The organism is Flavobacterium sp., assembly GCF_027484945.1.
Classification (GTDB): domain Bacteria; phylum Bacteroidota; class Bacteroidia; order Flavobacteriales; family Flavobacteriaceae; genus Flavobacterium.
In genome coordinates this window covers 1-25,029 of the sequence record NZ_JAIXRZ010000041.1, presented here as the reverse complement: position 1 = coordinate 25,029, position 25,029 = coordinate 1, and the positions used below count along the sequence as shown (strand labels likewise).

At 38.2% G+C, this 25,029-nt stretch carries 21 protein-coding genes; 19 read left to right on the top strand and 2 right to left on the bottom strand.

Translation table 11 applies throughout. The features are described from left to right. The first annotated feature begins 102 nt into the window (after positions 1 to 102). The 7 genes from Q0039_RS06110 to Q0039_RS06080 all read left to right on the top strand — a co-directional run bounded on the left by Q0039_RS06110 (position 103) and on the right by Q0039_RS06080 (position 10,093). Complete coding sequence (locus Q0039_RS06110; RefSeq protein ID WP_297510684.1) at positions 103 to 543, top strand: GNAT family N-acetyltransferase; 441 nt, start codon at positions 103 to 105, stop codon at positions 541 to 543. 182 nt (positions 544 to 725) lie between these two features. Next, a complete protein-coding gene (locus tag Q0039_RS06105; RefSeq protein ID WP_297510682.1) occupies positions 726 to 3,158 on the top strand; it encodes a DUF5916 domain-containing protein in 2,433 nt (810 codons plus the stop codon). Positions 3,159 to 3,245: 87 nt separating this feature from the next. Continuing rightward, positions 3,246 to 4,763: a 2,3-bisphosphoglycerate-independent phosphoglycerate mutase gene (gene gpmI, locus Q0039_RS06100; protein ID WP_297510677.1), complete on the top strand. Its 1,518-nt coding sequence runs from the start codon at positions 3,246 to 3,248 to the stop codon at positions 4,761 to 4,763. 138 nt (positions 4,764 to 4,901) lie between these two features. Further along, positions 4,902 to 5,570, top strand: coding sequence for a TetR/AcrR family transcriptional regulator (locus Q0039_RS06095; protein ID WP_297510675.1), 669 nt, complete (start codon positions 4,902 to 4,904; stop codon positions 5,568 to 5,570). 1 nt (position 5,571) lies between these two features. Beyond that, on the top strand, positions 5,572 to 7,236 hold the full coding sequence (locus Q0039_RS06090; protein WP_297510672.1) for an ATP-binding cassette domain-containing protein: 1,665 nt from the start codon (positions 5,572 to 5,574) through the stop codon (positions 7,234 to 7,236). 5 nt (positions 7,237 to 7,241) lie between these two features. Further along, the gene (locus Q0039_RS06085) at positions 7,242 to 8,591 is read left to right on the top strand and encodes a biotin/lipoyl-binding protein (protein WP_297510666.1); all 1,350 of its coding nucleotides are present in this window, start codon (positions 7,242 to 7,244) and stop codon (positions 8,589 to 8,591) included. A gap of 122 nt (positions 8,592 to 8,713) precedes the next feature. Then, the gene (locus tag Q0039_RS06080) at positions 8,714 to 10,093 is read left to right on the top strand and encodes a TolC family protein (protein ID WP_297510663.1); all 1,380 of its coding nucleotides are present in this window, start codon (positions 8,714 to 8,716) and stop codon (positions 10,091 to 10,093) included. Positions 10,094 to 10,168: 75 nt separating this feature from the next. On the opposite strand, the gene Q0039_RS06075 is transcribed toward Q0039_RS06080, so the two are convergent. Then, complete coding sequence (locus Q0039_RS06075) at positions 10,169 to 11,437, bottom strand: acetyl-CoA hydrolase/transferase C-terminal domain-containing protein (protein ID WP_297510660.1); 1,269 nt, start codon at positions 11,435 to 11,437, stop codon at positions 10,169 to 10,171. Positions 11,438 to 11,597: 160 nt separating this feature from the next. Here Q0039_RS06075 and map point away from each other — a divergent pair, with 160 nt between their 5' ends. The 6 genes from map to Q0039_RS06045 all read left to right on the top strand — a co-directional run bounded on the left by map (position 11,598) and on the right by Q0039_RS06045 (position 19,066). Then, positions 11,598 to 12,416 carry a type I methionyl aminopeptidase gene (map, locus tag Q0039_RS06070; protein WP_297510657.1) on the top strand — a complete coding sequence of 273 codons (819 nt, stop codon included), beginning with the start codon at positions 11,598 to 11,600 and terminating at the stop codon, positions 12,414 to 12,416. Next, positions 12,416 to 13,186: a class I SAM-dependent methyltransferase gene (locus Q0039_RS06065; protein ID WP_297510686.1), complete on the top strand. Its 771-nt coding sequence runs from the start codon at positions 12,416 to 12,418 to the stop codon at positions 13,184 to 13,186. Before map ends, Q0039_RS06065 begins: the two co-directional genes overlap by 1 nt. 53 nt (positions 13,187 to 13,239) lie before the next feature. Beyond that, positions 13,240 to 14,484: a DUF5103 domain-containing protein gene (locus Q0039_RS06060; RefSeq protein WP_297510655.1), complete on the top strand. Its 1,245-nt coding sequence runs from the start codon at positions 13,240 to 13,242 to the stop codon at positions 14,482 to 14,484. A gap of 68 nt (positions 14,485 to 14,552) precedes the next feature. After that, a complete protein-coding gene (gene apaG / locus Q0039_RS06055) occupies positions 14,553 to 14,939 on the top strand; it encodes a Co2+/Mg2+ efflux protein ApaG (RefSeq protein ID WP_297510652.1) in 387 nt (128 codons plus the stop codon). A 125-nt stretch (positions 14,940 to 15,064) separates the two neighbouring features. Then, a complete protein-coding gene (gene pruA / locus Q0039_RS06050; protein ID WP_297510650.1) occupies positions 15,065 to 16,693 on the top strand; it encodes an L-glutamate gamma-semialdehyde dehydrogenase in 1,629 nt (542 codons plus the stop codon). A gap of 102 nt (positions 16,694 to 16,795) precedes the next feature. Next, entirely contained in the window at positions 16,796 to 19,066 is a 2,271-nt protein-coding gene (locus Q0039_RS06045; RefSeq protein WP_297510647.1) for a T9SS type A sorting domain-containing protein, read from the top strand. A 30-nt stretch (positions 19,067 to 19,096) separates the two neighbouring features. Here the strand turns inward: Q0039_RS06045 and rsmG are convergent, their stop codons facing one another. Beyond that, positions 19,097 to 19,723 (bottom strand): 16S rRNA (guanine(527)-N(7))-methyltransferase RsmG, encoded by a 627-nt coding sequence (rsmG, locus tag Q0039_RS06040; protein ID WP_297510643.1) that lies wholly within the window; start codon positions 19,721 to 19,723, stop codon positions 19,097 to 19,099. Between the two features lie 111 nt (positions 19,724 to 19,834). Here rsmG and Q0039_RS06035 point away from each other — a divergent pair, with 111 nt between their 5' ends. From Q0039_RS06035 to Q0039_RS06010, 6 genes are all read left to right on the top strand, one after another. Next, a complete protein-coding gene (locus Q0039_RS06035) occupies positions 19,835 to 20,929 on the top strand; it encodes an acyl-CoA desaturase (RefSeq protein WP_297510640.1) in 1,095 nt (364 codons plus the stop codon). 42 nt (positions 20,930 to 20,971) lie between these two features. Further along, on the top strand, positions 20,972 to 22,156 hold the full coding sequence (locus tag Q0039_RS06030) for a pyridoxal phosphate-dependent aminotransferase (RefSeq protein WP_297510637.1): 1,185 nt from the start codon (positions 20,972 to 20,974) through the stop codon (positions 22,154 to 22,156). 171 nt (positions 22,157 to 22,327) lie between these two features. Continuing rightward, positions 22,328 to 23,494 (top strand): formate-dependent phosphoribosylglycinamide formyltransferase, encoded by a 1,167-nt coding sequence (purT, locus tag Q0039_RS06025; RefSeq protein ID WP_297510634.1) that lies wholly within the window; start codon positions 22,328 to 22,330, stop codon positions 23,492 to 23,494. A 3-nt stretch (positions 23,495 to 23,497) separates the two neighbouring features. Continuing rightward, the gene (locus tag Q0039_RS06020) at positions 23,498 to 23,824 is read left to right on the top strand and encodes a DUF6370 family protein (protein ID WP_297510631.1); all 327 of its coding nucleotides are present in this window, start codon (positions 23,498 to 23,500) and stop codon (positions 23,822 to 23,824) included. 68 nt (positions 23,825 to 23,892) lie between these two features. Further along, complete coding sequence (locus Q0039_RS06015) at positions 23,893 to 24,621, top strand: pirin family protein (protein WP_297510628.1); 729 nt, start codon at positions 23,893 to 23,895, stop codon at positions 24,619 to 24,621. A gap of 84 nt (positions 24,622 to 24,705) precedes the next feature. Beyond that, positions 24,706 to 25,029: ACP S-malonyltransferase (locus tag Q0039_RS06010; protein ID WP_297510625.1), on the top strand; the 324-nt coding region annotated here is incomplete at its 3' end.

Sequence of the window (25,029 nt, the reverse complement as noted above, 5' to 3'; positions counted from 1 at the left end):
TTTTATTTGTGCAAGTTTTTTTTAAATTTTTTTTATCGAATTTTAGGAGCCTTTTCCCGTTCAGGCTACTTATTTTTGCCGTAAATTCTTTCGACAACTTTTATGGAAATCCACATAGAAAAAATTAATGCTGCAGCTACTTATCCTATTCGACACACTACTTTGCGCAAAGGAAAACCCCTTTCAACTTGTTTTTTTGATGGTGATGTGGACCCTCAAACAATACATTTGGGTGCATTTGTAGGCGATCAACTCGTGGGTGTAGTATCGATTTATGATAACCCCGCACCTCAGTTCCCAGAAAAAATTCAAAAGCAGTTAAGAGGCATGGCAGTTTTGGAAGCTTTTCAAGGAAATGGTATTGGAAAATTACTCTTAACGGCAGCCGAAAAGGAAATTGAAAAGAGGGAGAAGGTTCGTATTTGGTTTAATGCGCGAACAGCAGCTGTTCCCTTTTATGAAAAAGCGCTTTATCAGTGTGTGGGAGATGCTTTCACCATTCCCGAAGTTGGCGAACACTACTTAATGACAAAACCAAGCTAAAACTCTGAATTTAATTCGACATAGCACTTCTTTTGCGTTGAACACCTTTACATTTTAATTGCCATTGAATACAAATTTTTTGGTTCCAATTTTACAATCGCTAAATCAAAGTACAATCAATTTCAAAATACTTTATATTTGCACTACATTATGCTATTTTTATGCAAACCAACCAAAATTAAATGAATTCTAAATCGACGCCATTTATTGCCTTTTTGTTTTTTTTCAGCTTGTTCTCCGCAGCACAAGCGACCAAGAGAGTCTACCATACTAAATTCACGCAAGAAAAAATTACGATTGACGGAAAATTAGATGAAGCTGCATGGGAAACCGTGGAAGCTACCTCAGATTTTGTCATGGCATCACCCAGTAATGGTGTTTTGGAGGATCCCAATCGCAAGTCCCTAGTTAAAGTACTCTACACCAACGAAGCGATTTATATTGGTGCCTTACTTTTGGATGATGAACCAAACTCAATTCTTAAAGAACTCTCGATTCGGGACGATTTTGCTACAGCCGATCATTTTGGAGTTATTCTAAATGGTTTCAATGATGGACAACAGGATTTTCGTTTTTTTGTAAGTTCTGCTGGCGTTCAGATTGATTGTATTTATACTTTAACTAATGATGAAGATTTTACTTGGAATGCCATTTGGGATAGTGACGTAAAAATAACCGACAAGGGCTGGGTAGCTGAAATGCGAATTCCTTATGCGGCCTTACGTTTTCCAAAAACGGACAAACAAACTTGGGGGCTAAATTTTTACCGCGAGGTTAAAAAAATTCGCTATAAATACACATGGAATTTGGTCGACAATACAATTGGGACAGAATCCAATCAAGCGGGAATCCTAGAAGGTATTGAAAATATTCAAACTCCTACACGCCTATTTTTTATTCCTTATTCTTCAGTATACCTAAACAATAATCATTCAACATCGGCCAATGGTGAACTAAAAGGGGGCATGGATATTAAATACGGTATCAATGATGCATTTACACTCGATGCGATTTTAATACCCGATTTTGGACAAACCAAATTTGATAATGTTGTGTTGAATTTGGGCCCATTTGAACAAACTTTCAACGAGAACCGCCCATTTTTTACTGAGGGCACCGAACTCTTTAGCAAAGGAAATTTGTTTTATTCACGACGAATTGGCGGAACGCCCAGTCTAACTGAAAATATTGGCCCCGACGAAGTAGTGGACGAACGACCCGCTAATGTTAATTTGTACAACGCTTTAAAAATATCCGGGCGAACCGACTTTGGGTTGGGGGTTGGATTTTTAAACGCCGTAACCAGTCCGATGTATTCTGATATTCGCAATACAATTACAGGGGTAAAGCGTCAAGAACTTGCAGAACCCTTAGCCAATTATAACCTATTGGTTTTAGATCAACGATTCAATAAAAATTCGTCCGTAAGTTTTATAAACACTAACGTTTTGCGGAATGGAAGTTACCGCGATGCAAATGTTTCTGCTTTAATTTTTGATTTAAACACGACCAAAAACACCTATAAACTAAGTGGGGATTATAAATATAGTGTTATATCTGTTGAGAACAACCAAAAACTAACCGGATACAATACCTCATTAAACCTTGCCGAAACTAGTGGCAATTATCGTTTTAGCGCAGGGGGTCAGTATATTAGTACCTTTTTTGATTGTAACGATTTAGGTGTAAACTTTACAACGCATTTTCATTCGGTTTATGCCAATGGAAGTTACCGCATATTGAACCAAACCAAAAAAATTAATACGTTCAGTATATTTTTTAACAATTATGCCGAATTTGACAACCGAACCGGCAGGATTCAAGCACAAAATCATGGTTTTAATGTGAATATTGTTGACAGAAAAAATGATTACTATGGATTTGGGGTAAGAGGAAAACCGCTACTTACTTATGATTTCTATGAAGCGCGCACTGAATTTGACACCCGTTATTTGCAATTACCGCGATCCATTAGTGGCTACGCTTATATTTCAACCAATTACAACCGAAAATTTGCAATCGATTTTAATCCATCTTTTGCCCAAACCGATGAAAAAAATCGATTTGTTTATTACGTACAAATTGCACCACGCTATCGTTTTTCGAATCAGTTTTCCCTTGTGTTGGACTATAGCTTTAACCACCTCAATAATGATGTGGGTTATGTTGGTCAAGATGACGCTATCAATGCTATTTTCATGGGAAGACGGAAAATAAACACCCATACGTTAAGTTTAACAGGGAAATTTTCGATTAATCATAATATGACCTTTAATTTAATCTCACGGTATTATTGGTCGCATGCCCGATACAACAACTATTATGAGTTGTTGGATGATGGGGGATTATTTAATGTTACCGAAACGATTGGTTTGAATGCCGACCGCAATTTTAACACCTGGAACTGTGATTTAAACTTTTCATGGTGGTTTGCACCAGGAAGTCAGCTGAACGTATTGTACCGCAACAAAGCTTTTTTACAGGAATTCCAAAATTTCAACGAGTCGGTTAGCGCGAATTTTGGCAGGGTGCTGAATGCCCAAAATTTGGACCATATCTTTTCTATTAGTGTGCGTTATTTCATTGATTATAATTCTTTGAAAAAAAAGAAATAATTCCTTTTAATTTTTACGAATTTTCCTCTGCTTTTCGATAGATTTCCAATCGTAAATTGGCGTACCTTTGTATTAAATTTGAATGTCATGAACAAAAAAGTCATCCTTATGATTTTGGACGGATGGGGGAAATCACCCGATCCTAAAGTTTCGGCAATTGATAATGCAAAGGTTCCATTTATCAACAGCTTGTATTCGAACTATCCCAATGCAGAATTACGCACCGACGGACTACATGTTGGTCTTCCTGAAGGGCAAATGGGTAATTCTGAAGTTGGACACATGAACCTTGGAGCAGGAAGAATCGTATACCAAGATTTGGCCAAAATCAACTTGGCTGTACAAAACAAAACATTAGCCATGGAACAACCGCTAATGGATGCCTTTCACTATGCAAAAGCAAACGGTAAAAAAGTGCACTTTTTAGGTTTAGTTTCCAATGGTGGAGTGCATTCCCATACCTCACATTTATACGGCTTGCTGGATGCAGCTGCAGCCTATGGGCTAGAACAAATTTATGTACATGCTTTTACCGATGGCCGTGATGTTGATCCCAAATCAGCTGTAACCGATTTGGCTAACCTCCAAGAATATGCGCAAAAATCAAAGGCAAAAATTGCTACCGTAATAGGTCGTTATTACGCAATGGATCGTGATAAACGTTGGGAACGTGTAAAGTTGGCATACGACTTATTGGTAAATGCAGTAGGTGAAAAAACAACGAATATAATTGAAGCGATTCAAGAAAGTTACGCGAATGGTATAACCGATGAGTTTATTAAACCTATAGTGGTAACAAATACTGAAGGTAAACCCAATGCTATAATTGAAGAAAATGACGTAGTGGTATTTTTTAACTTTCGTACCGATCGCGGACGCGAATTGACCGAAGTTTTATCACAAAACGATTTTCATGAATTTAATATGCATAAATTGAATTTGTACTATGTCACGATGACTAACTATGATGAAACCTATCAAAATGTACATGTGATTTATGACAAAGATAATCTCACCGAAACGCTAGGAGAAGTGCTAGAAAAAGCACAAAAAAAACAAATTCGTATTGCTGAAACCGAGAAATACCCTCATGTGACTTTTTTCTTTTCCGGAGGACGCGAAGTGCCCTTTGAAGGAGAAACCCGCATTTTACTAAATTCACCAAAAGTAGCTACATACGACTTACAACCCGAGATGAGTGCGTATGAATTAAAAGATGCCTTAATCCCCGAATTGCAAAAAGGAACTGCTGATTTTGTATGTTTGAATTTTGCCAATGGTGACATGGTTGGACACACCGGCGTGATGGATGCAGCGATCAAAGCGTGTGAAGCCGTAGATGCATGTGTAAGCGAAATTATTACAACTGCCCTGGCCAATAACTATACGACAATTATCATCGCCGATCATGGAAACTGCGAAACCATGATTAACCCTGATGGCACTCCCAATACCGCACATACAACCAATCCAGTTCCAATTATTCTGGTTGACAATAATATAAAAACAATTAATAATGGAATTTTAGGCGATGTTGCTCCAACTATTTTAAAATTAATGGGAATACCCCAACCGGAGGCTATGTCTTGCCATGCATTAGTGTGATTTTGTAACTATATATACTCGAAATTATAGCGAATACAAACCGTACAATATAGTTATAATTAAAAGTTAAAATTTCTAAAATGAAAGTATTACTATTATATTTGCATATATTTAAATTAAATTGATTCCAAATTGGCTATGGAACTACTTTCTCAAATTGTGATTTCAGTTAATCCAAAAGTATATGTAAAAAACCCCGAATCATCGGAATTGGGGCGTAAAATCATTCAACATAGCATCCTTTTAATTGATGAAATCGGGTTTGAAGCTTTTACCTTTAAAAAACTTGGCGAACGAATTGGCTCTAATGAAAGTTCGTTGTACCGTTATTTTGAAAACAAACATAAATTGTTATTATATCTTACCTCATGGTATTGGGGTTGGATGGAATATCGGGTCGTATTTGAAACAAACAACATAAATGACCCCAAATTACGCTTACTAAAAGCAATCGAAATTTTGACCGAAAAGATTAATGATGATAACGCTACGCTTCATATTAATGAATCGATTTTAAATAATATTATCATTTTAGAATTTACAAAAACCTTACTCACTAAGGATGTCGATCATGAAAATGATGAAGGTTTCTTTTTAGTTTATAAAAAAATCATCAACCGGTTAGTTTGTATGATTCAAGAAACAAAACCAGACTACCCTTTTGCAAAAAGTTTAGCCTCTTCTATTGTTGAAGGCGCATTACACCAACACTTTCTGAAAGCACACTTAAAAACGATTACCGATTGCAACGAAACGCAATCCCCTACTCAATTTTATTTAAACTTAATTGAACAAATCTTGAAATAATATGAAATTTTCTCCATTTCAACGCTTAACCAACTTACTTAAACTTGACCGAAAAGATGTCGTTCAGATTATCTTTTATGCCATTTTTGCTGGTTTGGTAAGTTTGTCATTACCCCTTGGCATACAAGCTATTATCAATTTGATTCAGTCCGGTCGCGTAAGTGCTTCATGGGTATTACTGGTTTTTATCGTAATTCTTGGTGTGGCTTTGGGTGGAATTTTATCGGTAATGCAATTGCGAATCACAGAAAATCTACAGCAGAAAATCTTTGTACGGTCGTCTTTTGAGTTCAGTTATCGTCTACCCAAAATTAAATTTGAAGCCTTATACAATCAATATGCTCCTGAACTAGCCAACCGATTTTTTGACACCATAACCATCCAAAAAGGAACATCAAAATTATTAATCGACTTTTCTTCGGCTTTGCTTCAAATTATCTTTGGAATCATCTTATTATCCTTGTATCATCCTTTCTTTATTCTTTTTGGTGCCTTTCTGATAGCTTTGCTCTATTCGATTTTTAAATTTTCTTACTCCTCTGGACTGAGCACAAGCTTAAAAGAGTCAAAATACAAGTATAAAGTAGTAAGTTGGCTACAAGAAATCGCGCGCAACAATAGTAGCTTCCGGAAAAAAGATAATTTTGATTTTGGTTTATCAAAAAATAATGGCTTAGTTGAGCAGTATTTAGTACACCGAGAAAAGCATTTTAATATTATAAAGCGGCAATACCTCCAGTTGGTTGGCTTTAAAATAATTATTACTGCTACACTTCTTATTATTGGTGGATATCTGGTTGTAAGTCAAGAAATTAATATCGGTCAATTTGTTGCTGCTGAAATTATTATATTATTGGTAATTAACTCGGTAGAAAAAGTAATTCTGGGATTAGAAACTTTTTATGACGTACTAACTTCTGTAGAAAAAATTGGTCAAATTGTAGATATGGAAACGGAAAAAACAGAAGATAACGAACCTGATTTCTGTTACACCAACATCCAAATGGAAACCGATAATTTGAGTTTTAAATTTCCTGATAGTACCGATTATGTTTTATCAAAAATCAATTTAAAAATCAATCCGGGTGATAAAATATATTTGGATGGTAAAAATGGTTCGGGTAAATCTACCTTGATACGCATTCTTTGTTGTTTACTCGAGCCCACATCAGGCTCATTTGCCATCAACGATGACACCTATAGAAAGGTAAATGTAACTCAATTTCGAAGACATATTGGAACGATTCTTCACGAGGAAACACCCTTTGAAGGAACTGTTTTAGAAAACATTACATTCAACAATCCACTTGTATCCCATGATACTATAAAATGGGCAATAGACAGTGTTGGGTTGGGTGAGTTTATCAAATCGCTTCCGGATGGATTAGATACTATGATTTTTCCTGAAGGACGCCAACTTTCATCTTCTAATGCACAAAAAATTTTATTGGCTCGAAGTATTGTTAACCAACCTAAAATTTTATTCTATGAAGATCCATTAGATAAAATGGATGACGAAGCTTCAATGAAAATTATTGATTTTCTAACAGATTCAAAAAATAAATGGACATTAATTGTGACCTCAAAAAATCCGTATTGGAGACAAAAATGCACACGAATTATCGAAATTCAAGAAGGAAAAATTAGTAACGACATTTTAAAATAAAAACGATGCTTAACTTATCGAAAGAGAAACCTATATTAGAGAACATTGATCAGTTCAGCACGGTGAAAAATCTAAGTAACCGTTCCCATTACAAGTACCTAAATCGCATTATCTTATGGGTTTTAGGCCTAGCATTAGTTATCCTATTTTTGCCTTGGACACAAAATATTTCGGGAACTGGTGCTGTAACTACCTTAAAACCTGACCAACGCCCACAAACGGTTCACAATGCTATTGCAGGCCGTATTGAAAAATGGTTTGTAAAAGAGGGAGATTATGTAAAAAAAGGAGATACTATCCTATTTATTTCTGAAATCAAGGACGATTATTTTGACCCGAATTTGGTTGATAATACCAAAAACCAAATGGAAGCCAAACAAATGGCGGTAGAATCCTATGGGGGAAAAGTGACAACCCTAGGGACTCAAATCAGTGCTATTGAAGCTGAGCGGAATTTAAAATTACAGCAGGCGCAAAATAAAATTCGGCAAGGGTTATTAAAGGTTAAAAGTGACAGTATGGATTTGGAGGCCGTAAAAACCCAATTGAAAATTGCCAACACCCAATTTAATCGCTCCAACACTTTAAATAAAGAAGGATTAAAACCTTTAACTGATGTTGAAGAAAAACGGTTAAAACTTCAAGAAGTTGAGGCAAAAATTATCACACAAGAGAATAAATTTTTAGCCAGTAAAAATGAATTAATCAATGCTCGTGTAGAAATCAATCGCATTGGCGCCGAATATGCAGAAAAAGTATCTAAAGCGCGAAGTGACCGTTACACTGCGTTAAGTAATCAATTTGATACTGAAGCACAGGTTAACAAATTAAAAAATCAATATACCAATTACAAGATTCGAAACGGCTTGTACTATATCACTGCACCTCAAAACGGCTATGTAAACCGGGCTTTAAAATCGGGACTAGGGGAAACCATTAAAGAAGGTACCGAAATTATCAGCATCATGCCCGCAAAATATGACATCGCAGTAGAAACCTATGTGAGTCCGACCGACTTACCATTAATTCACAAAGGCGAAAAAGTGCGCATCTGGTTTGACGGTTGGCCAACGATTGTGTTTTCGGGCTGGCCTAATATGTCGTATGGTACGTTTGGTGGAAAAATTGTAGCCGTAGAAAATTTCATTAGCAGTAATGGTAAATTTAGGGTGTTGATTGCACCCGATGCTGAAGACCATGCTTGGCCGAAACAAATCAGTGTCGGCTCGGGGGCACAAACGTTAGCGTTGCTAGATAATGTTCCGGTGTGGTTTGAAATTTGGCGAACTCTAAACGGATTCCCACCAAACTATTACCAACCAAAAGGTGGATCAAAATCGGATGCAAAAAAATAATTTAAAGGCAATTGGTTCGGTTTGCCAACTACCCGATTGTATTAGCGAATGTTGGTTAACCTCTGAAAGATTTTAATTATAATTCAAGTTTATAATATAGGCAATAGGCCGATTTGAATACTATGAGAAATTTACTTTTTACACTATTATCCTTGCCGCTATGGTGTCAGATTCCATCGATGAATACGCTGACCTATAACGAATATTTAGGCTATGTCAAAAAGTTTCATCCGCAAGTAAAAAGTGCCGATTTACTAATTAGTAGTGCTCAAGCCAACTTAATGATGGCACGTGGGGCATTCGATCCTAAAATTGAAGTAGATTTTGATAATAAACAATTTAAAGGGAAAGAATACTTTTCGATACTTAATAGCAGTTTTAAAATTCCAACGTGGTATGGTATTGAAGTAAAAGCAGGTTTCGACAATAGTGAAGGAATGTTTGTAAACTCGGAAAACACTTTACCCAACCAAGGTCTCACTTCTCTAGGGATTACTGTGCCTTTAGGGCAAGGACTTTGGATTAATCAACGTATGGCCGACTTACGAAAGGCAAAAATTCAAATCAATTTAAGTAAAGCCGAACGTCAGTTGGAGGCCATCAATGTGCTTTACGACGCCTCTCTAGCCTATTTTAATTGGAAACGCACCTATGATGAAGTTCAGTTATACCGCAACTATTTGCAAAATGCAGAAATCCGTTTTGTAGGTATTCGCAGTTTGATAAAAAACGGTGATAAGCCTGCAATTGATAGTGTTGAAGCCGGAATCATTGTGCGAAATCGAAAATTAAGTTTAACCGATGCAACGTTAAAATTAGCTAAAGCAAAACTGGAATTATCTAACTTCCTTTGGTTAGAAAACAATATTCCAATGGAATTACAAGACAATATGATTCCGGAAGAAAATATAGATAAAACGATTCAAGAAACCTTGCGCACTAATGCCTTATTGTCTGGCGATATCAGTATTGATAACCATCCGAAAATAACCGCATTAGAAAGTAAAGTTAATTTATTAGATATTGATCGAAAATTAAAAGCCAATCAGTTGCTCCCTCAAGCCAATGTAGGTTATTTTTATTTATCGGAACCTAATTATTGGAATACGACCGATTTTAATAATTATAAGATTGGTGTAAACTTTTCGTATCCTTTATTTCTTAGAAAAGAACGCGGGAGTTTGAAATTGGCCAAATTTAAAGTCCAAGATGCACAATATAATTTGAATTTAGAACGGGTGCAACTAAGCAACAAAATTAAAGCACAACAAACCGAACTGAATTCATTAGTCGAACAGCAAACTTTAACCCGAGAACTTGTAACCGACAACCAAGTCATGCTGCAATCGGAAGAGCGGTTGTTTTCGTTTGGCGAAAGTTCGATTTTTTTATTAAATACACGCGAGAATAGCTTGGTAACCGCGCGATTAACCGAAATAGCATTGACTAATCGCTATTTAATTTCCAATGCCACCTTATTCAAAATCATGGCACAGCCGTAACGATTTTCTTTGCTTTTTGGATAAATCAAATTGGATTTTTTCTGGGCAATACCGCTCTAAAGGTATCATTCCTATTTATTGGATTAACGCATAATAGGCTTTTTCAATAAACTCCCTATGGTTAGGATGCGCAATTTTAACCATTGCCGCTGCACGCTGTTTTAAGGTTTTACCATACAAATCGGCAATTCCATATTCAGTTATCACATAATGTATATGGGCACGAGTAGTAACAACTCCGGCACCCTGTTTTAGAAATGGTACGATACGACTTTCCCCTTTTTTAGTAATGGACGGTAAAGCAATAATCGCTTTTCCCCCTTGACTTAATGATGCGCCTCGGATAAAGTCCATTTGACCACCTACCCCCGAGTACATTCTTGAACCTATCGAATCGGCACATACTTGTCCCGTTAAATCCACTTCGATAGCAGAATTGACAGCCACCATTTTCGGATTTTTTCGTATTCGAGCGGAGTCATTAACAATTGAAGCTTCTTTCATTTCAATAAAGGGATTATCGTTAACAAACGTATACAACCTTTGGGATCCTATCAAAAAAGTGGCCAGTACGCGTCCCTGAAAGATTCCTTTATAGTTACAGTTAATAACATCCTTTTCTATCAAATCGATTATACCATCGGAAAACATTTCGGTATGCAACCCCAAATCTTTATGATTCGTTAATTGGCGAAGAGCGGCATTGGGAATAGAGCCAATTCCCATTTGTAAGGTACTTCGGTCATCAATTAAGGAGGCAATATATTTTCCAATTGTATTCTCTTCGGGAGTGCTTTGAAGCGGCACTTGGGTATAGATTTCAGTTGCTACTTCAACCAAATAATCTATTTTCGAAACGTGGATGATTCCATCGCCAAAAGTGCGTGGCATATTTGGATTTACTTGAGCTACCACTATTTTTGCATTTTCGATAGCCGCAACCGTAGCTTCGACAGAAACCCCAAGTGAACAATAACCATGGAGATCTGGAGGTGAAACATGAATAAATGCAACATCTATTGGCACTACATTTTTACGAAAAAGTAATGGTAACTCACTCAAAAAAACAGGGGTGTACGATCCATTACCAGCCGAAAGGGTATGCCGAACATTACATCCAATAAAAAAAGAATTGACATGAAAACTTGCAGCGTATTCGGGAGCTGCATAACGAGCTTCCCCTTCGGTATGAAGGTGACACACTTCTACATCGCGAAGCTCTTCGGCACGAGCTGTTAATGCATTTGCTAATACCGTTGGTGCAGCGGCAGCAGCCTGCAAATAGACCCGGTCACCCGATTTTACCACTTTTACTGCTTCAGCCGCAGTTACATATTTACCCATACTTTATATTTTTCTCAAAGGTAGTTTGGGTTTTTTAACTAAAATATGATATATCTCAAAGGTTTAACTATTGAGAATATTTCAACACCAGGATTGTGGTAAAGGGATATCAAGCCTTTTCGAAAAAAATACCTATTTTTGTGCAATCATTTTCTGACTTATGATTATTCCTAAAACCCGCGAAGAAATAGAAATAATGCGTACTAGTGCGTTATTAGTTTCTAAAACCTTAGGGGAAATTGCCAAGGTAATTCAACCCGGTGTAACCACCTTACAATTGGACAAATTGGCAGAAGAATTTATACGCGATCACAATGCAGAACCCGGTTTTTTGGGCATGTATGGCTTTCCAAACTCACTTTGTGTGAGTCCGAACGCTCAAGTAGTTCATGGAATCCCAAACAACAAACCCTTAGAAGAAGGGGATGTAATATCGGTTGATTGTGGCGTTCTAAAGAATGGCTATTACGGCGATCATGCCTATAGTTTTGAAATAGGAGAGGTTGCTCCCGAAACAAAAAAATTATTACGCATAACCAAAGAAAGTTTGTATGTAGGGATTCGCGAATTTCGAGCAGGAAATCGTGTGGAAGATGTTGGGAATGCCATTCAAAAATACTGTGAAGGACATGGCTATGGTGTAGTTCGTGAATTGGTAGGGCATGGTTTGGGCAAAAAAATGCATGAAGAGCCCGAAATGCCAAATTACGGAAAACGCGGACGCGGCAAGCTATTTATTGAAGGTATGGTTGTTGCTATTGAGCCCATGATTAATATGGGTACGAAAAATATCAAACAATTAAAAGACGGTTGGACCATCCTTACTGCAGATGGTAAACCGAGCGCCCATTTTGAGCACAATGTAGCGCTTATCGATGGAAAACCTGAACTCCTTTCAACGTTTCATTATATTTACCAAGCCTTAGGAATTCAAAGTGATGAAGAAGACGAATTTCGTAAAAATCCGTTGGCAATATGATCAAAAAAATCTTCAAATTGGTTTTAAATACCGTACCACGACCACTGTTAATTCGGTTGAGTATTGTGGTACGTCCGGTGTTGGCCTTTGTGTTAAAAGGCAGTCGTTTTACCGATCCGATAGACGGCCAAAGTTTTCGAATGTTTTTACCCTATGGCTATGGAAATCAGCGCAGTAATGTTCTTTCTCCTAGTACATTATCGCTAGAAAGACATCGGTTGTTGTGGCTTTATTTAGAACGGAAAACCGATTTTTTCACTGCAAAAGAACGAAAGAAAGTTTTGCATTTTGCTCCTGAACAAGAATTTTATAAACGTTTTAAAAAACAAACGAATATCGATTATACAACTACGGACTTATTGTCTCCATTAGCCGATGTCAAGGCAGATATTTGTAATTTACCGTTTGAAGACAATACCTATGATATCATTTTTTGCAATCATGTGTTGGAGCATATTCCCAACGACACCAAGGCTATGCAAGAATTATATCGGGTAATGAAACCGGGGGGTATGGGGATTTTTCAAATCCCACAAGACTTGAATCGCGCTGTTACTTTTGCCGATGATCGCATTACCGATCCCAAAGAACGCGCATCGATTTTTGGCCAATATGATCATGTTCGCGTATATGGCCGCGATTATTTTGACCAACTCCGCAGTATTGGGTTTCGTGTTGTAGCAGAAGATTACACTTCAAAATTGGATCCCGCCGAAGTAGAGCGTTTTTGTTTAGCAAAAGGAGAAATCATTCCGGTTTGTTTTAAATAATTTGGCTTATTTTTTGTTGGTTTAGTATCTTTACGAAAATTAACCACATCCACATGAAGCGATTTTGGACACTACTCACCGTATTGGTTACTGCTTTTAGCTTTGCACAAGAAAAAGAAGTCAATCCGCCCTATTATATCAAAACCGTCACATTTGTTCAAAATGGACAAAATACGGTCCCTATTTTCCAGTTAGGCGATGAATTTCAATTTCAATTTGATGATTTACAAGGGTCAGAAAACAACTACTACTACCATATTACCCATTGTGATTACGATTGGACCCAATCCCAATTGAGCATCAATGAATATCTTAATGGTTTTAACGATCAGCGCATCATCGATTATATGAATTCGTTAAACTGTTTACAAATTTACTCGCATTATCGTGTTAACTTTCCTAATAAATTCACCCAATTAAAAGTCAGCGGCAATTATATTATCAGTATTTTAAACGAAGACCGTGAGATTGTATTTTCTCGGAAATTTGTAGTCTATGAAAGTCTAGTTTCAGCTCCCTTACAGGTAAAAAGAGCACGTAATGTGAGCGATGTTAACTTTAAACACAATTTAGATTTTGCCGTAAAATCGGGGACAATCAACTTTCAAAGTCCGCTGAAAAACGTTAAAGTAATGCTGCTTCAAAATGGCCGATTGAATACGGCAATTACCGATATCAAGCCCATGTACACCATTGGAAATGATTTGATCTACAAATACGATGTTGAAACACAATTTTGGGCGGGTAATGAGTTTTTATATTTTGAGAATAAAAACATTCGAGCGGCCACCAATACCATTGCCAAAATAGACACTAACACGGGGCTTTATGGATGTTATTTATATACCAATACCGCTAGAGGCAATCAACCTTACACGTATTGGCCTGACAAAAATGGTAATTTTTTCATCAACAATGTGAACTCGACTTTACCCGAAACTGAGGCAGATTATGCATGGATTTACCTTTCGCTTTCAGCACCTTCCTTTTACGAAAATAAAAACATTTATATCACGGGGATGTTCAATAATTATGCATTAAACGATGAATATAAAATGGATTATAACGAGAAGAAAGGGCTCTATGAAAAAGCAATTATGGTTAAGCAAGGTTTTACCAATTATTGTTACACAATAGCCGATGCTTCTGGCAAAGTAGATGATGCCAATGCTATTGACGGAAATTTCTACCAAACCGAAAATGATTATATGGTTATTGTGTATTATCGTGAAAACAACCAACGTTATGATCGCGTAATCGGTAAAGGAATTGCATCGTCAATAGACATTATAAATTAACATATCTTTCATATGTAACGTATGGAATACGATCTATTTTTTTATAACTTTACGTCAAACTACTTCCTATGGTAACGCAAATTACAAAAGGTATAAAAATCTCTGTAAACACTGAATTTGAAGGAACATATTTCAGAAACCATAAACTTCAGTTTGCCTTTTCTTATGAAATTACTATTGAAAACCACAGTAAAGATTCTGTTCAATTATTAGCACGCCATTGGGAAATATTTGATTCATTAAACGAATTGGAAGTCGTTGATGGCGAAGGTGTCGTTGGGAAAAAACCTGTTTTAAAACCCGGAGAATCGCACACGTATGCTTCGGGATGTTTACTCGCTTCAACGCACGGTGCAATGCACGGCTGGTTTGATATGGTCAATTTTACTACCGCTCGAAATTTTCGTGTAATTGTTCCTGCCTTTCTATTGAATGCTCCTTTTGCTTTAAATTAATCGCAAATACAAATCTACCCTCGGTTGCAACTTTTTTGACAAACCTTTGTATTTTTGTTCGATGTTGGTCAACTATAAAAGTCGACATTTTTCAACTCTATTGTTCCATTTTAAATTACAAACCAATGCCTAAAGGTTTTTTTAATGTCCCAAAAGCGGTTAACGAGCCCGTAAAATCGTATATCCCCAACTCCCCAGAAAAAGCAGCTGTGCTCGCTGCCTATACTAAAATGTGGAATGAAACGATTGATGTTCCTATGTATATTGGTTCTCAAGAAGTACGCACAGGCAATACCCGTAACATGACCGCTCCTCACGACCACAAACATATCGTAGGAAGCTATCACTTAGCAGAAGCCAAACACGTATCACAAGCCATTGAAGAAGCCTTGGAAGCACGTAAAAAATGGGCAGATATGCCTTGGGAACACCGTGCAGCTATTTTTTTAAAAGCCGCCGAATTGATTGCCGGACCTTACCGTGCAAAAATCAATGCCGCTACAATGATTGCCCAATCCAAAACTATTTTTCAAGCTGAAATAGACGCAGCCTGCGAGTTGATTGATTTCTTACGTTACAATGTAGAATTCATGACGCAAATTTACAGCGACCAACCCACTTCGGTATCTGACATTTGGAACCGGGTAGAATACCGCCCTTTAGAAGGATTTGTATATGCAATTACTCCCTTTAACTTTACGGCAATTGCAGCCAATTTGCCTGCAAGCGCAGCATTAATGGGAAATACTGTAGTTTGGAAGCCCAGTGACAGTCAGGTTTTTTCGGCTAAAGTTATTATTGATATTTTTAAAGAAGCGGGAGTGCCAGACGGAGTGATCAATGTTATATTTGGCGATCCTGTTATGATTACCGATCTAATTTTGAAGCATCCTGATTTTGCCGGTGTTCATTATACAGGCTCAACATTTGTCTTTAAAGAAATTTGGAGAAAAATCGGAGAAAATATTCATACCTACAAAACCTATCCGCGAATTGTAGGAGAAACGGGCGGGAAGGACTTTATTTTGGCACACCCATCTGCCAATGTAAAACAAGTAGTAGCCAACACCATTCGTGGTGCCTTTGAATTTCAAGGACAAAAATGTAGTGCCGCTTCACGGGCTTATTTCCCAAAATCATTATGGCCTGCCATTCAAGATGAACTCGGAAAAGAATTAGCTACCCTAAAAATGGGGTCCCCCGAGGACTTCTCCAACTTTATGACTGCGGTAATTCATGAAGGATCATTTGACAAACTCGTATCATATATTGAACAAGCCAAGCAAGATGCTGATGCCCAGATCCTATTTGGAGGGAATTATGACAAATCGGTAGGTTATTTTATTCAACCCACAGTGATTTTGACAACTAACGCCAAATACAAAACCATGGTAACGGAGTTATTTGGTCCCATTTTAACCGTCTATATCTATGACGATGCCGATTGGGCAAAAACTCTAGAATTGGTAGATTCTACCTCTGAATATGCCTTAACCGGCGCGATTTTTAGTCAAGATCGTTACGCAGCAATAGAAGCAACACATGCATTGCAGAATAGTGCGGGTAATTTTTATATCAATGACAAGCCCACTGGAGCAGTTGTCGGTATGCAACCTTTTGGCGGAGCACGTGCATCGGGAACGAATGACAAAGCGGGTTCGATGCAAAACTTATTACGTTGGGTTTCTCCTCGAACGATAAAAGAAACGTTTGTCACTCCAACGGATTACCGCTATCCCTTCCTTGGAGAATAATCGAATGACCTGATAATAGTCAATCCGACTTCCCTACTGGAGTCGGATTTTTTTATGGTTTTTGTTAAAAATTTGTATATTCGAACATCAAAACGAAAAACAATGATACAAAAACTACTCATAATTGTCTTAGGGATTTTTACATTTTCCTTGCAAGCGCAAGACAAATCCTTTGATTTACTTCAATCCAACTCCAAAACTCACATCCTTATGGACCGGATATGGAGCAGCTCTAAAATTTCAGAGCAACTTCCAACGGTATATACTGCGGTGAATTTTGCACAAATTTACACTGAAATCCAACGTGCCGATTTTGACCAACGATTACCCAACGTATCGGTTTTGGATACGCAAAAAGCAATTGCATTAGCCAAACAGGAAATTCCATTAGCCGTATTGACTACAGCCTTTGAATATATTCCTCAAGCTAATTATGCTGCCTTAGAAAAAAACGCAAATGGACAATGGCTAACAACTAAAGCACAACCTGTTTTTAATACCCAAACTCTAAATTGTGTGGCGCCCTTGTTGGGAACCTCTCGCACCAATTCGGTAACTTTTACATTACCCGATAACTTACTTTTTAGCACTACCGAAAGGGTATCTTTTATTCAATTGGAATTGGAAAAAGGGAAACTATTAACCCTCGGCAAAGGGCAAAAAACAACCCATGTGTTTTCTAAAGCAGGCGAACACCTCGTAAAAGTGCGATTACATTTTTCAGACGGGACACAAACACAAACTACTTTTTCTATAGTTACAGAGGGACAGATTTATGGCAAAACCAATGGTTTTACTGTAGTTCCCAACGTAGTGAATTCAATTACTTCTACTTTAGCTTATCAAGGATTGGGCGAAACAACCGCTTTTACAGGACAAGGAGAGTATGAATTATACTTAGACACTACCAATGGAATTTTGGACAAACCAATAATACTTGTAGACGGATTTGATCCTGGAGATACCCGTAATACTGCGGCAATTTACAATCAATTGGTTTATGGTACAGGGCAAAATATGGCCGATGATTTACGCCTTTTGGGCTATGATGTAATAGTCTTAAACTTTCCAAACTATGTTCGTCCCAACACCACTACAACTGTTGATGGCGGTGTCGATTTTATTCAACGGAATGCTTTTGTGCTGATTGAATTAATCAATCAAATTAATGCCCAAAAAGTAGGTAATTTGCAAAATGTTGTCATTGGTCCGAGTATGGGTGGATTGATTTCGCGATATGCTTTGCGTTATATGGAAATGAATGGATTAAATCATGACACCCGTTTATACCTCTCATTTGATTCGCCTCATTTAGGTGCAAATGTTCCAATTGGCTTCCAGCATTTATTTAACTATATGGGCTTTGGCCCCTTGAATGATTTGACGATGCAAGCATTAGTTAATGGTATGTTGAAGAGTCCGGCCGCACGTCAAATGCTAATCGATCATTTTGAAGGGCATTTACTAAACAATAGTGCAACCGAGTTCAATACAAACGCCGCTAGCTTATTACCAACGGGGTGTCCAAATTACAGAGATGCATTTCAAAATGAACTAAATACTATGGGATTCCCAACAACCACTCGAAATATCGCAATTGCTAACGGTGCAGGAAATGGCTCAATGAATGGTAGTCCAAATATGTTGGTCATGAACCACACCTTTAACACCAGCAGTACCCAGCGCGCAATAATTACACTTCGGTTTACACCTGCAGCAAACACAACCAATGAAGTAAGTCGCTTCAAAGGGCAACAATGGCTTCTTTTTTGGATTACTTTTTATGAAAGTTTTGCCAATTCAAAAGCGCCTACATTTACAGACGGATTGGATACTGCCCCAGGAGGCCGTTTTGATATGGCTGGATTATCAACAGGCGGCGTAAGCAACCCATTGTTTGTTGAATTTATGAACAACCTTCAAACGCAGTACTTTGATTTTATTCCAACTAGAAGTTCGCTCTCAATTACCAGCACCAACAATCTATATGCACCTGTGAGTTCAAATACAAGTACACCTTTTGCCGCTTATTATGTACCCGCAAGCAATGAAAACCATGTCACCTTAACCCAAGAAAATATGTTATTTGCCTATAATGAAATTGTACAAACCCAATTACAAAACTCGAACCATAGCTTAGCGCATATTCAAATTAAAAATCCAGCAGGGGATGCTTTAGAGATTTATGCTCCCTATGCAATACCATCTATGACCCTAACACTTACGGATGTTTCAGGCAAAGTAATTTGGACTGAAAACCAGCCTAATTTTATTGGGAATATTTCAATTCCGTTACATGTTCAACGAGGAATGTACCTGTTAACCCTACAAAATGAAACGGGAAAAACCGTTTTTAAATTGATTAAATCGTAATTGAAAATGTCCCTTAAACAAGGGACATTTTTATTTATACTTTAGGGGTAAGTACACGACCTTTTTTGTTTCAAAGAAGGGATCTTCAAAATAATCGGATAATGAATACAATACGGTTTTTTGGAATACGGCTAACTCTTCTGTTAAATCACCTCCTTTTAGGTATAATACTCCGTTATCCAATGAATGCTTGGATAGTTTCTTTGTTTTACCGCGAACCCATTTCACAAAATCGGGCATATTTGTAACGGCACGACTGACAATAAAATCAAATTCTTCATTCACTTGGGCGGCACGCATTTGGGCTGCTCTTACATTGGTCAAGCCTAATCCAGCAGCAACTTCGCTTACTACGCGTATTTTTTTAGCAATCACGTCAATTAAGTAGAACTGCGTTTCTGGAAATAAAATAGCAAGGGGAATTCCGGGAAACCCTCCGCCAGTCCCTACATCCATAACAGAAGTTCCGGGTTGAAATTCAATGATTTTGGCGATCCCTAACGAATGCAACACATGACGGGTATACAATTCGTCAATATCTTTTCGAGAAATCACATTGATTTTAGCATTCCATTCTGTATACAATTCCTGCAATTTGGCAAACTGAGCGCATTGATTATCAGAAAGATTCGGAAATTGCTTCAGAATTTCATCCATGGTGTTAAATTTGTGCAAAATTACGGTTTTTTAGTTGATAAAATATGGTGTTTATCCAAGTAGAAAAAATTATATTACTTAAATTTGACACAACTTTAAATTCAGGAATGTATGGAAGCTGGAAGCCCTATCTTCTCTAAAAATGACCAATTAAAATTCTTCAGAACGTTGAACAAACGAGTCAACGACTACTTCAAAGATAACAACCTTAATCGTACAGGAAATTGGAAATTACATTTGAAAACAATTGTAATGTTTTCACTTTTTTTAGTTCCCTATTTCTTTCTTGTTGCACTAGAAATGCCTTTTTGGGTGTACATTTTGCTTAATGTAGTGATTGGCATTGGAATGGCTGGCGTTGGGATGAATGTGATGCATGACGGTAACCACGGCTCTTATTCTTCTAAATCTTGGATCAATAAAATTATGGGTGGAAGCATTTATATTTTAGCGGGAAATGTATACAACTGGCAGGTACAACATAATGTATTACACCATACCTATACGAATATATTGGGGCATGATGAAGACCTAGAAGCCGGTCGAATTTTGCGTTTTACCAAAGATGCTGAGTGGTATAAACACCACAAATTCCAACATATTTACTCCATATTTCTATATGGACTTCTTACCTTCAACTGGGCGCTAACCTCTGATTTTCAGCAAACCAAACGCTATTTACAACGTAAATTATCCTATGGCGAATTCAAGAGCCCCGTATTTCGTTGGACAACCTTAATCATCACAAAAATGATTTACTTTTCGATTTGGTTAGTTGTTCCAATGATCATGGGAATCACTTGGTGGAAAGTGTTGATAGGGTTTGTAGTGATGCACTACACCGCAGGTTTGATTTTGAGTATTGTATTTCAATTGGCCCACGTTGTAAATGAAACACATAATCCAGCTCCCAATGATGAAGGTGAAATGGAAAATACTTGGGCAATTCATCAATTGTATACGACTGCCAATTTTGCTCCAAAAAACTGGTTGGTCAATTACTACACGGGAGGGCTAAATCATCAAATTGAGCATCATATTTTTCCCAACATTAGTCATATTCATTATGATAAAATTGCTGAAATTGTGAAGCAAACGGCCAAGGAATGCAATCTTCCTTATTATGAATTCAAAACCATGCGTGAAGCCGTTATTTCGCACTTCAGTCATTTAAAGGAATTAGGGAAAAAACCACAATTTGCTTAATAAACTGGGTATTTTATTGCCAAAAATTTTTAACTCACCACAATGAATCCATTATCTGACCGCATCAATAATCTGAGTACGTCACAAACCTTGGCTATGGCCGCATTAGCACGCGAACTCAAAGCACAAGGCAAAGACATTATCAGTTTAAGTTTGGGCGAACCCGATTTTAATACCCCCGATTTTATAAAAGAAGCGGCAAAAAAAGCAATCGACGAAAATTACAGCACCTATTCACCCGTTGACGGGTATTTAGAACTCAAAGAGGCGATTTGTAATAAGTTCAAACGCGATAATAATTTAATCTATACCCCTTCCAATATAGTAGTCTCAACCGGAGCTAAACAATCGCTATACAATATTGCGCAAGTGATGATTAATCCCGGTGATGAAGTTATTCTACCAGCACCCTATTGGGTATCGTATTATGAAATCATCAAAATTGCTGGAGGAATTCCGGTAGAGGTTCCTACTACGGTCGATAGTGATTTTAAAATTACTCCAGCGCAATTAGCGCAAGCGATTACTCCAAAAACTAAAATGATTTGGTATAGTTCGCCTTGCAACCCAAGTGGTTCCGTTTACAATCGGGAGGAGTTAACCGCATTATCCGAAATTATTTTACAGCATGATAATCTATACGTAGTTTCTGATGAGATTTACGAGCACATTAACTTCTCGGGGACATTTTGTAGTATCGCTTCGATTCCAGGAATGTTTGACCGTACAATAACTGTTAATGGTGTTGCTAAAGCTTTTGCGATGACGGGTTGGCGTATTGGTTATATTGGTGCGCCTGAAGCAATAGCAAAAGCATGTACCAAAATGCAAGGGCAAGTAACTAGCGGGGCTAACTCTATTGCACAACGCGCTACTATAACTGCTGTAAATGCTGATCCAAGTGTTTTAAATGCAATGGTCGCTGCTTTCCAACGCCGACGCGACTTGGTGGTAAAACTTTTACAAGACATTCCGGGTATCAAAATCAATATTCCCGAAGGAGCTTTCTATGTTTTCCCCGATATTTCCTCGTTCTTTGGAAAGACCTTGCGCGGTAAGGTAATCCACAATGCCGACGACTTTTCTATGTATTTATTAGCAGAAGCTAATGTTGCTACGGTAACCGGTGACGCATTTGGAAACCCCAACTGCATCCGTTTCTCCTATGCCACAAGTGAAGAATTATTAACAGAAGCCCTACGTCGCATTAAAGAAGCCGTTACATAAGTTTGTTGCCTCAAGGAAACTTGGGGCTTTTTTAAACCTATTTGGGCGTTCCCTTTCAGGTCGGGTGTTTCCTTTCAAGTCCGTTGCCTCCAAATCATCGGCATCCGGGCTTTTCAGTTCACCCCCTAACGCAGCTTAAAACACACGAAACCAATTAAAACAACACGACCCATGAAGAAAAAAATACTTTTATTAGGTTCGGGCGAACTGGGGAAAGAATTTGTCATTGCTGCCCAACGAATGGGACAAGCCGTTATAGCCGTTGATAGTTATGCCAACGCACCTGCTATGCAAGTCGCCCATGATTTTGAAATTATCAATATGCTTGACGGAACGGCGCTGGATGCAATTGTAGCCAAACACCAACCCGACTTTATTGTCCCCGAAATTGAAGCGATACGTACGGAACGGTTTTACGACTACGAAACCCAAGGCATTACCGTAGTTCCCTCAGCCAAAGCCGCCAATTATACGATGAACCGTAAAGCCATCCGCGACTTAGCCGCTAAAGAATTGGGACTACGAACGGCGAACTACCGTTATGCGACCTCTGCAACAGCATTAGAACAAGCTGTATCCGAAGTTGGTATTCCTTGTGTGGTCAAACCGCTCATGAGTTCGTCAGGCAAAGGACAATCCACGATTAAATCGCAAGACGATATTGCAAAAGCATGGGCTTATGCGGTCGAAGGTTCTCGCGGTGATGTGGTCGAAGTTATTGTTGAAGCCTTTGTCAACTTCCATTCGGAAATCACGTTATTGACCGTTACACAAAACAATAATCCTACCCTATTCTGTGCCCCTATTGGACACCGCCAAGAACGCGGCGATTATCAAGAAAGTTGGCAACCAGCACGGGTATCGGCTTCCGACTTAGGCGAAGCGCAAGACATGGCACGAAAAGTTACCGAAGCCTTAGGTGGCGCCGGATTGTTTGGCGTTGAATTTTTCTTAACCGATGAAGGGGTTTATTTCTCTGAACTTTCCCCACGTCCGCATGATACCGGTATGGTAACGCTTGCTGGCACGCAAAACTTCAACGAGTTTGAATTGCATTTGCGCGCGGTTTTAAGTTTACCCATTTTTGAAATTACCTTAGAAAAAGCAGGCGCAAGCGCGGTTGTTTTAGCTTCAGCCCACTCCGATAATCCCACCTATTCTGGAATTGAAACCGTTGCAGGCTTACCCAAAACCGATTTTCGTATCTTTGGCAAACCGACTTCACGTCCGTACCGAAGAATGGGTGTTGTTTTGAGCTATGACGCTGTAGACACTCCTATTGAAGACCTTGTTCAACGTGCCCAAAAAACCGCAAAACTAATCACTGTAAACTCGTAAATTATGAAACTATTGTATTGCTTAATTGCCCTATGTATGGGAACACTAACCATGCAAGCCCAAGAATCTAAAGAAAAAACAAATCCGCAACGGGTCGAAGTTTCTTGTGGCCAATGCCAATTTGGTATGAAAGACAAAAAAGGCTGTGATTTGGCTATTCGAGTCGATGGAAAAACTTATTTTGTATCAGGTACTGGTTTAAACGATCATGGTGACGCACATGCCCACGATGGTTTTTGCTCGGCCATTCGTCAAGCTGATGTTATTGGTGAAGTAAAAAATAACTTGTTTGTGGTAAGCTATTTTAAGTTAATTCCGATTAAACCATAAGTCCATTCACTTTGTAGTTTATTGAAAAGTGGCTGCACACTAATGTATTTATATATTCCTATACGATTTTGAAAAATATAGTCCTACATAAATCAGACAGCCGCGGCTACGCAAATCATGGTTGGCTAGAAGCCCGGCATACCTTCAGCTTTGCGGGGTATTATGATCCCAATCGTGTTCAGTTTGGCGTACTACGCGTATTGAATGACGACATTATTGCCGGTGGAATGGGCTTTGGCACACATCCGCACGACAATATGGAAATCATTACCATTCCATTGGAAGGCGACTTGGCGCATAAAGACAGCATGAACAATACCGAGACCATCCGATTTGGAGATGTACAGGTGATGAGTGCGGGCACGGGTATTCAACACAGTGAATTCAACCCCAATCATAACCGACGTACAAATTTGTTGCAAATATGGGTGTTTCCAAAATACCGTAATGTCGAACCCCGTTACCAACAAATTACCTTGCATGTTCCTGACCGTGAAGGGAAATTCCAACAAATTTTATCGCCTAATGCAAATGATGAAGGTGTTTGGATTCACCAAGATGCATGGTTTCATATGGGGAACTTCAAAGCGGGTAGTTCGGCAAACTACACCTTTAAAAAAGAAGGCAACGGTTTGTATGTTTTTGTAATAAAAGGAAAAGTGCAGGTTGAGGAGCAAGAGTTAAACCCTCGCGATGGGATGGGTATTTGGTGTGATGCATCGAACTTATTGACTGTACAATTTCAAATCCTAGCGGATGCCGAGTTATTATTAATGGAAGTGCCTCTGGTTCAATAAAACAATCCATTAGTTAAAAGTAAAGACGGAAATTAATTTTCCTATTTTTGTACTATACTATAGTTTAATCCTATTAAAAGAATAATGAAAGCATATGTATTCCCGGGTCAGGGAGCTCAATTTACCGGAATGGGTAAAGATTTATATGAAAATTCAGAGGAAGCGCGCGCGCTATTTGAAAAAGCAAATGAAATTTTAGGATTTCGCATTACCGATATCATGTTTGAAGGTACTCCCGAGGCTCTTAAAGAGACCAAGGTTACCCAACCGGCCGTATTTTTACATTCTGTGGTATTGGCAAAATCGTTAAACGACTTTCAACCCGAGATGGTCGCAGGACATTCCTTGGGCGAGTTTTCAGCCCTTGTCGCAAGTGGTGCATTGTCATTTGAAGACGGATTACGATTG